This is a genomic window from Rhizobium sp. P1_B8 (assembly GCF_056406515.1).
The window spans coordinates 331,924-345,243 of record NZ_JBFTZZ010000015.1 but is presented as its reverse complement, the minus strand read 5'-3'; the positions used below and the strand labels follow the sequence as shown (position 1 = coordinate 345,243).

Sequence of the window (13,320 nt, the reverse complement as noted above, 5' to 3'; positions counted from 1 at the left end):
CCGCCGCTCATGGCGCATACGGACCGCACTCATGCGGCCGAATCAATTTAATAGAACTATATGGTACTATAATTCGTCCAAAATGCAACAGGACGTCAAAAGTCGAGGGATCGCGGCTTTATCGGGTCAGGCGGCGCCGACGCCCGCGGCAAAGATGGCAATGCAGCGCCGGAGATGGGCAAGCAGCGCCGCCCGGTCGGGCCAGGCCTGAGCGCGTCCTTCCGGCGGTCCCATGCCACCAAAGATCATATCCATCAGCATGCGGGCTCCGCTGGCCGGATCGTCGAGCGACAAACGGCCTTCCGCCCTACGGTCGCTCAGCCAGTTGGCAAGTTGCTGCCGGCTGGCAAGCATGCCTTCGCGCTGCAGAATGTCCACGAGTTCGGGAAACTGCCCGGCTTCGCGAAAGACGAGCTGCAGGAAACCGGCACGATCCGCATCCTTGTCCTCATCCATATCGATCATGAAGATGCGTTCGAGGCTCTCGGCGATCGAGAGATCTTCCGGAGGCCGAGGCAGATCGAGCATCATGCGTCGATGAGCACCGACCACAGCGGCAAACAGCTCTTCCTTGCTCTGAAAGAGCTTGTAAAGCGTCTGTTTTGAAACTCCCGCCTCGGTGGCGACGACCGCGGTCGTGCTTCCGGCATACCCGTATTTTACAAAAACGCGGCGGGCAATCTCGACGATATGCACTCGCTTGTCATCGTCGCTCGAGACTTTCGGCCGGCCCCGTCTGCGCGGCTCATCTACAGGCTCGTCGGCAACATCCATGATGGTCTAGACCGCCCCGTTAAAGCACAAGCCGACAGCCGCAGAAAGGAAACTACGATTTCTGAGGGACGATTTTTTCGGTTGTGGCATTAGCAATTTCGATTTAGAGAACTCATCAGTTCTGTAATGCGTTGCATCCCCACCCTCTAGCGATGGAGCGCTTATGACGACCATTTCCGCCGCAACATCAATTTCTTCCTATTCCTATAGCAAGAATTCGACGTCAGCATCCCAGGACGCCCTATCCTGTAATACGATTTCGGCAAAAAAATCAACCACAACCCAGCAGCTCGACGAAGACGCGACCAACAGCGCCGAGAAACTCATGTCGCAGTTGATGTCGCTGACGATGAACGGCCTCGCCGGTCAGTCCGGCTCCGGCGAGCAGCAGGACGGCGGCGCAGACATGGACGTTGCGCAGCTGGACAGCGATGGCGACGGCTACGTGAGCAAGGCCGAGTTCGTCGCAGCCCGGCCGTCGGATGTGTCGGAGGATCAAGCCGGCACGCTGTTCGACAGCTTCGATAGCGAAGGTTCCGGCTCGCTATCGGTCGATGCGCTGACCGATGCCATGTCCGCCCAGCAGTCGGAACGTGCCGAGGGGCCGCCGCCCCCGCCACCCTCCGACGATGACGACCTTGCATCCCTGCTCTCCGATCTCGATACCGACGGCGACGGGCTTGTGAGCAAAGCCGAGTTCGTTGCAAGTCGGCCGTCCGATTTGAGCGAGGAGCAGGCCGGCACGCTGTTCGACAGCTTCGACAGCGAAGGTTCCGGTTCGCTATCGGTCGATGCGCTGACCGAGGCCATGTCAGCTCAGCAGTCGGAACGTCCCGAAGGACCGCCGCCGTCCGCTGACGACGACCAGTTTGCATCTCTGCTCTCCGATCTCGATACGGACGGAGACGGGCTCGTGACATTGGACGAATTCATGGCGGGTAAGCCGGACGACGTCACCGAAAGCCAGGCAAGCCAGCTCTTTAGTCTGCTCGACACGTCAGGCACCGGTTCATTGTCTGCACAGTCCGCGAGCTGACGGTCGTTAAGCCGTCGCCATTGCGGTCGCTGGAGGATCTGCACTGAGACGGTTTGAAAGCGACCCGGCAGTCGAGCCGGCAGAGCCTTCAGTCGGGTCGCTACTGACATGTGGAACCACTCGAATGGTGCGCCGTCACAGGCGCACGGATAACTAGCGCGCGGATGAGCCGAAGCGCCTATCGCCATCACGGGGTTAGTCCAGGCAATCAGATCATCGACCGGTGTCGGCCTTTGCCCGGCGCCCGCGATGTCGTGCGCCCGCCATCCGGGCTCTGGAAGCCCCTCGTCACATGGCATGTTCCCAAACCTTAAAGGATCGAGCCATGAGCATTTTTGGAAGCATGAAAACCGCCGTCTCCGGCATGAGCGCCCAGGCAAACCGGCTGAGCACGGTTTCCGACAATATCGCCAATGCGAACACCACCGGCTACAAAGCCGTTTCCACGTCCTTCTCGTCGCTGGTTTTGCCCTCTTCCTCGGGCAATTATAATTCCGGCGGCGTCCAGACATCCGTGCGCCAGGCGATTTCTCAACAGGGCGACATCTCCTATACGACCTCCGATTACGACCTGGCGATATCAGGAGACGGCTTCTTCATCGTGGAAAGCGCCGACGGCACGCCGGTGCTCACCCGGGCCGGCGACTTCTCGGTCGACAGCGACGGCAATCTCGTCAACGGCGCCGGTTTCACGCTCATGGGATACTCCTATGATTCCGGCGTACCGGCGGTGGTGGTCAATGGCTTCGACGGCCTGGTGCCGGTCAACGTATCCCAATCGGGCTTGAGCGCTGTCGCTTCGAGCAGCGCCTATTTCAGCGGCAACCTGAATTCCGAGGCAACTGTCGTCACCGATACCACGACGCTGCCGAGCGCCAACACGGCGAGCGTCACCGACGACACGCAGAAGATGTCGCTGGTTGCCTATGACAGCCTCGGCGGCACCGTCCAGTACGACTATTACTTCACCAAGACCGGCGTCACGACGGACGCGGGCGGCGCAGTCACCGGCAGCACCTGGGAGGTCGCGGTTTACCGCAATGCCGATGCATCCACCGGCAGCACGACGTCCTTTCCCTACTCTTCCGATGCCGTCAGCGTCGCGACGCTCTCCTTCGACGCCGACGGGCAGCTCACCTCCGCGACCGACACTGATATCGTCGATCCGGTGACGGCAAAGACGATCACCATGGACTATTCCGATTTCACCCAGCTCGCCTCCGACTTCTCGGCGACGGGCTCCGCAGACGGCCAGGCCGCAAGTGCCGTGAACTCGGTGTCTATCGGTGCGGACGGCGTGGTGTCGGTCTCCTATGCAAACGGCGCGACGAAGGCTCTCTATCAGATCCCTCTCGCGACGGTCGCCAGCCCCGACAATCTGACGCTGCTCAGCGGCAACGTCTACAGTGCCAACGGATTGTCCGGGGTAACGGTCACCGGCTTCCCGCAGACGAACGGGCTTGGTTCCATCCAGTCCGGTGCTCTCGAAAGCTCGAATGTCGATCTCGCCGGTGAACTGACGGAGATGATCGAGGCGCAGCGCAGCTATACCGCCAATTCGAAGGTGTTCCAGACCGGCTCCGATATCATGGATGTCCTCGTCAATCTGAAACGATAGGGAGGACGCCGGCATGTCGCTCACCTCCGCCTTGAACAGCGTGCAAAGTATTTTCAACACGACCGGCCAACAAAGCAGCGTCATCTCGACGAATATCGCCAATGTCGGAAATTCCGACTATGTGAGACGGGAGGCGTCGGTTACGACGTCTCTTTCCGGCGCCCAAGTTGTCAGCATCAGCCGGGCGCAGGAAACGGCGCTGCTTGCCCAGTATCTGCAAACGAATGCCAAGGACAGCGCCCAGCAGACGCTGGTGACCGGCCTCGAAAGCCTGAAGTCGCTGGTGGGCGGCAATGACTACGAGACCTCGCCGAGTACCTATCTCACAGCATTCCAGCAGGCGCTCCAGACATTCGCCACATCCCCGAGCAGCACGACATCAGCGCAATCGGCCGTGACCGCCGCGCAGGATCTTGCCAATTCGTTGAATACCGCAAGCGACGGCGTCCAGTCGATCAGAGCCGAGGCGGATGCGGAGATCGCCACACAGGTCTCCACCCTGAACACGCTGCTGTCGGAGTTCGAGGCGGCCAACAATGCGGTCAAGCTGGCGACATCGACCGGCACCGATACATCCTCGGCGCTCGACGAGCGTGAAAAGCTCCTGAAGCAGATCTCCTCGATCGTCGGCATCACCTCCACCGTGCGCGACAATAACGACATGGCGCTCTATACCTCTGATGGCACCGTGCTGTTCGAGACCATTCCCCGCACCGTCACGTTCGCGTCGACGGCAACCTACGTTGCCGGAACGGAAGGCAATTCCATCTATATCGACGGCGTTGCACTCGACGCCGGCGAAGGATCGACGACGAGTGCATCGGGTAGCCTGCAGGCGCTGCTGCAGCTTCGCGACGAAATCGCCCCGACATTCCAGGACCAGCTCGACGAGATCGCCAAATCACTGGTCCAGATCTTCTCGGAAACCGACGGCAGCACGAGCGCACCGGGACTTTTCGTGTGGACGACGGCGTCGGGCACAACCGGGGGAACACCTGCTGCTTCCGACGATACGACAGGGATCGCCTCCACTATCTCGGTCAATTCAGCCGTCGTCACAAGCGAGGGCGGCGATGCGACGAAGCTGCGCGACGGAACGATCAGCGGCATCACCGATCTCAACACCTCGGGAGACAGCGGCTTCTCGGACAATCTCGACGCCCTGTATCAGGCGCTGACGGAACAGCGTTCGTTCTCTTCCGACGCAGGTCTCTCGACGTCGCAAAGCCTGACGGACTACGCCAGCGCCTCCATCGGCTGGCTCGAACAATATCGAAGCGATGCAACGGCGGCTTCCGAAACCACAGCTGCGGCCTTGTCACGCTCCGACGAGGCCTATTCCAACGAAACGGGCGTCAACCTCGACGAGGAACTGACGCTACTTCTCGACATCGAACAATCCTACAAAGCAGCGACGAAGATCCTGAACGTCATCGACGAGATGTTCCAGTCGCTCCTCGACATAGCGAGCTAGTCATGAAAGCATCTTTTGTCTCATCATCGGCGATGCAGAATGTTTTGCGGCTCACCATCAGCCAGTCCCAAAAAAAGCTGCAGCAGGCCTCGACGGAAGCGACCACAGGAACCTACGCCGATATCGGCGTATCCCTCGGCGCCGGCGCTGCAAAGTCGATCAATCTCACCAGCGCCATCGCCCAGGCCGCCTCGTTCAAGACGAGCAATGCCGTCGTCGAATTGCGCATGAACGCATCGCAAACCGCCCTTTCGAGCCTGAAGGATGCCGGCGACAGCCTGGTCTCGAAACTGACCGCGCTCCAGGCGAGCCAGGATACGACGAGCATCGCCGTTGCCCTGCAGACGGCGAGCGCCACGATTTCGCAGCTGGTCTCGACGGCAAACACGTCGGTCAATGGCGAGTTCCTGTTCGGCGGAACCAACCTCGACAGCCAGCCTCTGACCGATCAATCCTCGGCGGTCTCGGATACGATCGTTTCGGCTCTGAACGATTATGCAACCGGTCTCGGAAAAGACGTCAACGAGTTGACAGGCGAGGAAATCGGCAGCTTCATCACCGACACGGTCGAGCCGATGTTCTCCGAGAGCGCCTGGACGGACGCTTCCGAAGGCTGGTCCACCGCTTCCAGCACCGACATGACGAGCCGGATCAGCGGATCGGAAACCATCACCTCGTCGACCAATGCCAATTCCGAAGGCATGCGCTATCTCGCTCTTGCCTCCGTCGTCGTCTCCGCCCTCTTCGGCCAGGATCTCAGTTCCGACGCGCAGAGCACCGTCGCATCCAAGGCGATCGCCTATGCGGCTCAGGCCACCGCCGGCATCGTGACGCAGCAAAGTGAGCTCGGCCTTTCACAGGAGCGGCTCGAAAAGGCAAATGACGCCCTCGACGCTCAATCCACTCTGCTTCAGGGAAACCTTGTCGATCTCCAGGGGGTGGATGCCTACGAGGCTTCGACACTCGTCAACCAGCTGCAGACGCAACTGGAGACAGCTTACACACTCGTCTCGAAACTCCAGGGTCTGAGTCTGGTCAACTATCTCTGACGGGTTGAACATGCGGGAATTCAAGCGGATGCAAATACCGGCCCTAACGAGGGAACCCAACACGACGTGTTCCGAAATCGTGGCGGAGGCGGCCTTCGCGCTCGCCTCTGGCATCATCGATACGATCCCTTTCGTCGGCAGCAAACTCGACGAACAACAGACGCGGGCATGGCCGCGATCGGGTGTCTTCACGGATGACGGCGTCGAGATGACGGGTACGCCCCCTGAAATATTCGAGCTTTGCGAGTTGCTGGCAGCCCATATCGAGAAAGGCACGTCATTCGACGTTTTCGAGGTTTTCCACAAGATTGCGCGCATCGACCGGCTGATCGACTGGCGCCATGGCGCAGTGCTGTCGCCCGAGCCGCATCCGGTAACTCATTAACGGAACACGCTAAAATCTCTTCTCAAAGGCGGCGCTATACGGCCGCGCCGCTCGGGAGCATGGCATAGGCTGGGCTTGCATGTGGCTTGTCCGTTGCGGCAGTCTGGACTTTACCATAGGGAGGCTGAGGGCGACTGCCGAAGTCTGCCGGCAATGGTCTTTCAGAGACCGAGTGTGTTGTTAATGTCAAAGCCGCGCGCGAAGCTTCCATTCTCCGAAGAGACTTTGCAGGCCATGCTGATCCGCGTGCTTCGCCCGCTGGTCAAGCTCGCACTCGCCTCCGGCTTCAACTTCATCTCCTTCTCGACCGTTCTTCGCCGCCTCTATATCGAGGTTGCGGAGAAGGAGTTCGCGCTACCGAACAAGCAGCAGACGGATAGCCGCATCTCGCTTCTGACCGGCATCCACCGCAAGGACGTCAACCGGTTGCGTGGACAGGCACTCACGGCATCGTTTCTGACCGTCGGCGTTTCACAGACAAGCCGCATCCTTGCAAGATGGCTTGCCGATCCGCTTTATTGCGATGCGGAGGATAGGCCAAGCGCCCTGCCCCGGACCTCCAGCGACGGCGGTCCGTCATTCGAGAGCCTGGTGAGCGACATCACCAAGGACGTTCATCCCCGCTCCATCCTGGACGACTGGCTGGATAAAGGCATTGTCGTTCTCGATCAGGACGGCCAGGTCCAGCTCAACCTCTCATCAATTGTTCCGAATGCCGGTGACGAAGCCCGTCGGCACTATTTTACACGCAATCTTCGTGACCATGTGCAGGCAGCGGTCATCAATCTGATGAACGACCCTCCCCCCTACTTCGAACGCGCGGTTCACTACGACGGGATATCCCCTGAGCTGGCGGCCCAACTCGACGAGATTGCGCGTGAGGAAGGGATGGCGCTGCTCCTGAAGCTCAACAAGATCGCCCATCGGGCCATCACGGATGATCCCGGCGGCAATAGCCGCTGGATTGCGGGGGTCTATGTCATGCCCGAGGCGGCTGAGGCCGATCTTCAGCCAGACGCCGCTTCCAGGACGGAGACAGACGAATGAGCCCGTCAATGATCTCCAGGAGGCAATTTCTGCTGGGCGGCATCGCACTTCAGATCGTGCGACCGGAGACCGTAGCCGCGCAACCGACGGGGACCAGCGATCATGGAATCGGCGGGTCCGGTCTTTCCATTCAGGGAGGTGGGGAGAACGAAGATCACGGGATCGGCGGAACCGGCATCGTCGGGACCATCCAGGGCTTTGGAAGCATCATCGTCAACAACGTCCACATACCTTTCAGCGCGACGACCCCGATCGAGATCGATGGACGGCGCGCTCCTGCAAGCGCGATGAAGGTCGGTCATGTGGCCCGGGTGCTGCTGACGGGAAAGCGTGCTGCCCGCATCGCGATCGTAAGCGAGGTTCAGGGCCGCATCGACCGGATTGACAAGACCGGTATCACCATATTGTCGCAAACCGTCGACACGACAGGTTTGGTGACGAAGGGCTTGCGAAAAGGCAATCGCGTTGCCGTGTTCGGCATCCGTAAACCGGATGGCACCATCATTGCTCGGCGTATCGAGCCTCGTTCCGTTTCCGATGGCGCCCATGTCCGAGGCGTGCCATCGAAGAGCGGTCATCGCGTCCGGATCGGCGGCCTTTCGCTTGGCAACACGCATGGATATCTGGTCGGCAAGCAAACGCTCGTACGTCTTAAGACAGTCGCCGACCGATTGATGATTATACGCATTCAGGCCGAGCCTGTGGTGCCGGGTCTGAAACGCGGCATCGTCAACGTCGAGACCTTCAGGTCCGCGGACAAAGGCGGGGCTGGCTCGGGACCCGGGGGCTCAACGCCTTACGGCTCGATGCGAATGTCCCCTGACGGCCATGGGTTTGTCGACGTCACCGTACGCGATTCAAGCAGAATGACGGGCTTTGCGGACAGGCAGGGCCCAGACGGCTTTGGTCCTCGCCCGCCGGATGGCCCTCCGGACGGGCCGCCGCATGATCGCCCCTCCTTCGGCAGAGGCGGGCCTGGTGGAGATTATCCCGACCCGAACAGGCGAGGTCCGCCACCGGGGGATACCGCGCCTCGCGGCCCGCCGCCTCCAGATTTTCCAGGTCCCCGCTGAAAGGCTCAGTCGAGCACATTGACATATGGGAAAATTTCCCATTTATTGTTCCTGCGATTCCTGATTTGGATTCCCAAGAAGGACTTGCCGATTGTCTATCGGGTCCGCCCCACACCCGACAGACAATCGTTTGATTTTCAATCGCTGCTGACTGCCGAACCAACCCACCATCGCCAAGAGGAATCAGGAATTGCTTTTGCTGGAACGCGAACCGGACATGTCGATGGGAATGGACCAACCGACGGTCGTTGCAACCTGGGAAAACCGTACGCAAATCATCGAAATCATGGGCATCGCGCTACAGACGAGCCAAGAATTTCAACATCTTTGGAAAAGCAGCGGCGGAACGGGCCGGCTCAGTCAAGACGACACGGATAAGTTGGTCGAACTGCTCCGCCAGATCGGCAACCTGAATGAAATGCTCATGCGATTGGCCTGAAAGGTGTCGATACCCAAGTACCAGCGCCCACGCATTTCCGAGACGTCAAAACTCCCATGGCGAGATCAATTGAAGACCTGAGGTCGCAAAATTGCCCAGATTTCGCGTCGCAAGTCGCCCACCATTGACCCGCGCGATAGCGGCGATCATGCCATCCGGCACTGACATCCCGCGCCCCTGACGAGCGGCCAAACCCATAATGTCACCATAAGCAAGAGCGGCCTCTTCGGTCAGGCCAAAAATCCGGGCTGCAAAGCGACGACGCCAGTCGGACAGTCCCTGCTCGAGGCGTTCGGCTCGCTGATCAGGCCGGATCTTCTGGATACCGAAAGCGATCTCGGCAATCGTTACTGTCGGCAGCGCCAATTCAGCATCATGGCGGACGAGCCATGAGATCACAGCTTCATTGGGTGATTTTATCAAAGTTTCCGAAACAATGTTGGTATCGAGAAAAATCAAAGCTCGATGCCCTTATGAACCTGCCTGCCTTCGTTGATAACGGCTTCGAGGTCGATATCCGTCCCGCTTTGCTGCGAAAGCCCTGGCATAGAAGGACACAGCCGGCTCTCTTCCGGCTTCGCGTATTTTATACGATTCGAGGGCCCTTTCGACAATGTCGGCTATCGAGCGGTTTTCACGGCGGGAAAGCCGGTGAGCAAGATCACGCGCTTTTGCGCTCCGTACAGAAAGCTGAGGTTCGGCCATGCCGATCTCCTTTGCGATAGGATATAAAGGCAGCGTTAGCCATCAAGATGGCAAGTGATGGCTTGATACCATTGCTTTTCGTAAATCATCAACCCAATAATGGACGGCTGCCGCTAAGCTCCAATGTCAGAATAATTAACCACATTTCAGTGTTCTTGCGAAATAATGCCATACGTAGATCAGGTCTCTCGAAGTAGAGAAGCCAAAGTTATTTGGAGACAGTCTTGGCATTTACCATTGCTCGCAGTTTGGTGGCGTTCGGCGTCGCCGTTTCAGTCGGTCTTTTCATGTCGATCGGATTGCAGCAATCGGCGCTCGAACGGCTCAAGGTCAACGGGCCGGTTTACGAGCAGGTCGTCTACGGCAAGGATTTGATTGCCGATATTCTGCCGCCGCCGCTGTTTGTGGTCGAATCCTACATGCTCTCCTTCGAGGCGAGCAAATTTCCCGAACTCACCGACACCAATCTTGCCAAGATCGCAAATCTCAAGGCCGCTTACGACGACCGCCGCGCCTATTGGAAAACCACCCGGCTGCCGCAAGCCTTGAAGGACGAGCTTGAAAACGATGTCATCGCCAAGGGCGATGAATTCTGGGAAGTGATGAACCATGAGATCATCCCGGCCTTGAATGCCAGGGATGAAGACAAGGCGCACGGTGCAATCGAGCAGTTGCGCGTCGCCTTTCATTCGCACCAGGACGCGGTCGAGAAACTCGTTGCCAATTCCGACGCCTTCCTGAAGGGTGAGGAACGCAATGCAGCCTCGGAGATCGTGACCTGGACGATCTATGCGGGTGCTGCGGGCTTCGGATCGTTCGGCCTATTGCTGGTGGGACTGTATCTCTTGCGTCGCCGGGCGATCGTGCCCCTGGATGGCATGAAAGCCTATATGGGCAATCTTGCCGAAGGCGATTTTTCGACCGACGTTCCCTACGCCAACCGTTCCGACGAGATCGGCGCCATGTCCAAGGCCGTCGCGGTATTCCGCCGCAACGCACTCGAGCGGCAGGACGCATAGAAGCGCGAGACCGCACTTCGCGATGCGGAATTCGAGCGTGAACGCAGTCAGCTGGCCGAAAGGGCCGCAGAGGAGCAGATCCGCGAAACGGTGATCGATCAGCTGACATACGGACTGGAACAGCTATCGACCGGCAACCTCGATTGCCGGATCAAGACACCCTTTGCCGCTGCCTACGAGACTTTGCGCGCGAAGTTCAACGATAGTATGGACGCGCTTTGCGCTTCGATGGCGGAGATCGCCCAGACCTCCAAGCAAGTGGGCAGCTCCTCGGCCGGCATCACCGATGCAGCCGACAGTCTTGCGTCGCGCACGGAACAGCAGGCCGCGATGCTCGAAGAGGCCACAGCCGCGCTCGATGAAATGAATATCAAAGCCAAAGACGCCTCCGACCATGCCGGCAAGGCAACCGGCATGATGGCGCAGACCCGCACCAGCGCCGAACATTCGGCAGCCGTCGTTCGCGAAGCAATCGCCGCCATGGAAAGGATCGAAGGCTCGTCCTCCCAGATTGGCGCCATCGTCAACGTCATCGATGAAATCGCCTTCCAGACCAATCTTCTGGCGCTCAATGCCGGGGTTGAAGCAGCGCGCGCGGGCGAAGCAGGCAAGGGTTTTGCCGTCGTGGCGCAGGAAGTGCGTGAACTTGCCATGCGCTCGGCCAACGCCGCCAAGGAGATCAGAGCTCTGATCTCCACCTCCTCGGCCCAGGTCTCCACCGGTGTGGAACTCGTCAACCGCACCGGCAAGGCGCTCCTGGAAATCGAGGGCCAGGTCGAGCAGGTTGCCGGCCTGATCGCCCGCATCGTTTCGGTATCCTCCGAACAGGCGGTAGCGATCGGCGAGATCAACACCTCCGTCAACGCCCTGGATCAGGTAACCCAACGCAACGCTGCCATGGCCGTCGAAACTGCCTCGGCCTGCCGCGCCCTCGGTAGCCAAACGCAGACACTGGAGGGGGTCGTCAACCGCTTTCAGGTCGATGCGGGAGCCAGCACGTCCAGACCGCAGAAAGCTGCTTGAGGCGGGAGCGGCAACGGAAGCCCCTGCTCTTTCGGCAACCTTAGTCCAAGACAATCGCCACGACGGCAACGCAATCGCCGGCCTTGAAATTGATCGTGGTTCCCGACGAGAGATGATCCTTGCTTTCGCGGCGAACCTTATCGGGTTTGCAGCGTTTCACGGCAATGGAAAATCATGATGGCACCGGCCTTTCGTTGCGTCGGACTATTTCGCGGCAATGCGACCAAATCGCTCCCACGCCCCTCTTCGAGGGGGCGGAGCGATCGTTCGTGCCAAAAGGCTGCTGATGCCAGCTTCCGCCAGCATGAAACACCTGACGTCCGTGGAAATTGGAAAAATTCGGCGCGCTGTCGGCATAGCGCGCATGATGGATACTGCGGTCAGATTGCCTGTCATCGGCGTGCGGATCGGCGCGGACTCAATTCTCGGCCTTATCCCGGCCGTCGGCGACATTGCCGGATCTCTGATCGGTCTTTTCATCATCGATGAGGCAAGACGCCTCGGTGTTCCCACCCATAAGCTCGCCCGTATGGCCGTCAATCTCGGGATCGACGCCGCCGGCGGAACGGTTCCCCTCATCGGCGATCTTTTCGACGTCTATTTCAAGTCTCATCGCCGAAACGTCGGTATCATCCTCGACCACTTTGGGATTAGCGAAGACGAGCTGAATCGGCACATCTGACGAAGCCGATCGCTTCGCCGGTCTGGATCACGTCCGAGCGCCCTTTCTCGTCAGAAACGCCAGGGCCGCCGCGCCGACGAGGCCAGAGTTCTGATCCAATGCTGCCAGCATCACCTTGACGTCCTTGAATGCCGGCATGGCCCATTGCGTGATGTAGGCTTGAATGCCCGGTTGCAGCCGATCGAACTCGTGGGAAAGCCCGCCTCCCATTACAACGATATCGGGACTGAAGATATGGATCAGGCTGGTGAAGCCGCGGCCGAGAATTTCTGCTTCCTCGTCAACCAGTTGATTTGCCAGACGATCGCCATTTCTAGCGGCCGCGAAGATGCTGCGGCTGTCGATGGCACCGCCATCGCTGCCTATCGTCGTCCCGCTAGATTCCATGGCCCTTATGCGGGCGCGTCGTGCAAAAGCCGGTCCCGATCCATAGGCCTCGAAGCAACCCCTGTTGCCGCAAGGGCAAGGCTCGCCGTTCGGCACGACCGACATGTGGCCGACATGAGCCGCCATGCCCTTGCGGCCGCGCACCACGCGACCATCCGAGATAACGCCGCCGCCGATTCCGGTGCTGACCGTGACATAGACAAGGTTATCAAGCCCCTTGCCGATACCGAACTGCCACTCACCGATGGCAGCGGCAATAGCATCATTCTCGAGGTCGACAGGAAACGGAAACCGCTTCTGCAACTCCGCCTTCAGCGGAAAATCGACGAAGCCGGAGAGGGTCGGGATATCAGTCGCGACACCGGCAACCGTATCGAGTGGGCCCGGAGCGGATACGCCGACGCCCACCACCGAAGCCGGGTTCGATGCTGCAAGCAGTCCATCGGCCAGGCCGCAAATCTGGGCGAGCACGCGGTCGGGACCCGCCAGCGCATCCGTCGGTTCGGCTGCGCGCGCCAGAATCCGGCCTTGCTCGTCGACAAGGGCAGCGCGTACCTGCGTCCCACCGAGGTCGATTCCAATGGCAACCTGCTGCATGTGAAGACCATC

General features: G+C 59.6%; 12 protein-coding genes and 2 pseudogenes. 10 read left to right on the top strand and 4 right to left on the bottom strand.

The genetic code is table 11. The annotated features are described in order from the left end of the window. Positions 1-126 precede the first annotated feature (126 nt). Positions 127-774 carry a TetR/AcrR family transcriptional regulator gene (locus tag AC1D2N_RS19290; RefSeq protein ID WP_018245720.1) on the bottom strand — a complete coding sequence of 216 codons (648 nt, stop codon included), beginning with the start codon at positions 772-774 and terminating at the stop codon, positions 127-129. 163 nt (positions 775-937) lie between these two features. Between AC1D2N_RS19290 and AC1D2N_RS19285 the strand changes: the two genes are divergently transcribed. The 8 genes from AC1D2N_RS19285 to AC1D2N_RS19250 all read left to right on the top strand — a co-directional run bounded on the left by AC1D2N_RS19285 (position 938) and on the right by AC1D2N_RS19250 (position 8,895). Then, positions 938-1,810 carry an EF-hand domain-containing protein gene (locus AC1D2N_RS19285; protein WP_130748223.1) on the top strand — a complete coding sequence of 291 codons (873 nt, stop codon included), beginning with the start codon at positions 938-940 and terminating at the stop codon, positions 1,808-1,810. A 325-nt stretch (positions 1,811-2,135) separates the two neighbouring features. After that, complete coding sequence (locus AC1D2N_RS19280; RefSeq protein ID WP_018245722.1) at positions 2,136-3,428, top strand: flagellar hook protein FlgE; 1,293 nt, start codon at positions 2,136-2,138, stop codon at positions 3,426-3,428. A gap of 13 nt (positions 3,429-3,441) precedes the next feature. Continuing rightward, the gene (gene flgK / locus AC1D2N_RS19275; protein WP_477981783.1) at positions 3,442-4,902 is read left to right on the top strand and encodes a flagellar hook-associated protein FlgK; all 1,461 of its coding nucleotides are present in this window, start codon (positions 3,442-3,444) and stop codon (positions 4,900-4,902) included. Between the two features lie 2 nt (positions 4,903-4,904). Continuing rightward, positions 4,905-5,951 carry a flagellar hook-associated family protein gene (locus tag AC1D2N_RS19270; RefSeq protein ID WP_130748222.1) on the top strand — a complete coding sequence of 349 codons (1,047 nt, stop codon included), beginning with the start codon at positions 4,905-4,907 and terminating at the stop codon, positions 5,949-5,951. A gap of 10 nt (positions 5,952-5,961) precedes the next feature. Further along, a complete protein-coding gene (locus AC1D2N_RS19265; RefSeq protein ID WP_018245725.1) occupies positions 5,962-6,336 on the top strand; it encodes a hypothetical protein in 375 nt (124 codons plus the stop codon). A 153-nt stretch (positions 6,337-6,489) separates the two neighbouring features. Continuing rightward, positions 6,490-7,383 (top strand): DUF6502 family protein, encoded by an 894-nt coding sequence (locus AC1D2N_RS19260; RefSeq protein ID WP_018245726.1) that lies wholly within the window; start codon positions 6,490-6,492, stop codon positions 7,381-7,383. Further along, on the top strand, positions 7,380-8,456 hold the full coding sequence (locus AC1D2N_RS19255; RefSeq protein WP_018245727.1) for a DUF5666 domain-containing protein: 1,077 nt from the start codon (positions 7,380-7,382) through the stop codon (positions 8,454-8,456). Before AC1D2N_RS19260 ends, AC1D2N_RS19255 begins: the two co-directional genes overlap by 4 nt. Before the next feature lie 190 nt (positions 8,457-8,646). Next, on the top strand, positions 8,647-8,895 hold the full coding sequence (locus AC1D2N_RS19250; RefSeq protein ID WP_018245728.1) for a hypothetical protein: 249 nt from the start codon (positions 8,647-8,649) through the stop codon (positions 8,893-8,895). A 45-nt stretch (positions 8,896-8,940) separates the two neighbouring features. On the opposite strand, the gene AC1D2N_RS19245 is transcribed toward AC1D2N_RS19250, so the two are convergent. Continuing rightward, complete coding sequence (locus AC1D2N_RS19245) at positions 8,941-9,354, bottom strand: type II toxin-antitoxin system VapC family toxin (protein WP_018245729.1); 414 nt, start codon at positions 9,352-9,354, stop codon at positions 8,941-8,943. Next, a pseudogene (locus AC1D2N_RS19240) lies at positions 9,351-9,600 on the bottom strand (plasmid stabilization protein). Before AC1D2N_RS19240 ends, AC1D2N_RS19245 begins: the two are co-directional and overlap by 4 nt. A 224-nt stretch (positions 9,601-9,824) precedes the next feature. On the opposite strand from AC1D2N_RS19240, the pseudogene AC1D2N_RS19235 reads away from it, so the two are divergent. Next, a pseudogene (locus AC1D2N_RS19235) lies at positions 9,825-11,642 on the top strand (methyl-accepting chemotaxis protein). A 286-nt stretch (positions 11,643-11,928) separates the two neighbouring features. Further along, positions 11,929-12,324, top strand: a complete 396-nt coding sequence (locus tag AC1D2N_RS19230; RefSeq protein WP_131598569.1) for a DUF4112 domain-containing protein — start codon at positions 11,929-11,931, stop codon at positions 12,322-12,324. 27 nt (positions 12,325-12,351) lie between these two features. On the opposite strand, the gene AC1D2N_RS19225 is transcribed toward AC1D2N_RS19230, so the two are convergent. Then, positions 12,352-13,308, bottom strand: coding sequence for an ROK family protein (locus tag AC1D2N_RS19225; protein WP_130748220.1), 957 nt, complete (start codon positions 13,306-13,308; stop codon positions 12,352-12,354). Positions 13,309-13,320: the final 12 nt, after the last annotated feature.

Coding starts and splice junctions, on each gene's coding strand:
- AC1D2N_RS19265 (WP_018245725.1), top strand. CDS start 5,962: ATGCGGGAATTCAAGCGGATGCAAATACCGGCCCTAACGAGGGAACCC.
- AC1D2N_RS19225 (WP_130748220.1), bottom strand. CDS start 13,308: ATGCAGCAGGTTGCCATTGGAATCGACCTCGGTGGGACGCAGGTACGC.
- AC1D2N_RS19230 (WP_131598569.1), top strand. CDS start 11,929: ATGCCAGCTTCCGCCAGCATGAAACACCTGACGTCCGTGGAAATTGGA.
- AC1D2N_RS19260 (WP_018245726.1), top strand. CDS start 6,490: ATGGTCTTTCAGAGACCGAGTGTGTTGTTAATGTCAAAGCCGCGCGCG.
- AC1D2N_RS19285 (WP_130748223.1), top strand. CDS start 938: ATGACGACCATTTCCGCCGCAACATCAATTTCTTCCTATTCCTATAGC.
- flgK (WP_477981783.1), top strand. CDS start 3,442: ATGTCGCTCACCTCCGCCTTGAACAGCGTGCAAAGTATTTTCAACACG.
- AC1D2N_RS19280 (WP_018245722.1), top strand. CDS start 2,136: ATGAGCATTTTTGGAAGCATGAAAACCGCCGTCTCCGGCATGAGCGCC.
- AC1D2N_RS19270 (WP_130748222.1), top strand. CDS start 4,905: ATGAAAGCATCTTTTGTCTCATCATCGGCGATGCAGAATGTTTTGCGG.
- AC1D2N_RS19290 (WP_018245720.1), bottom strand. CDS start 774: ATGGATGTTGCCGACGAGCCTGTAGATGAGCCGCGCAGACGGGGCCGG.
- AC1D2N_RS19255 (WP_018245727.1), top strand. CDS start 7,380: ATGAGCCCGTCAATGATCTCCAGGAGGCAATTTCTGCTGGGCGGCATC.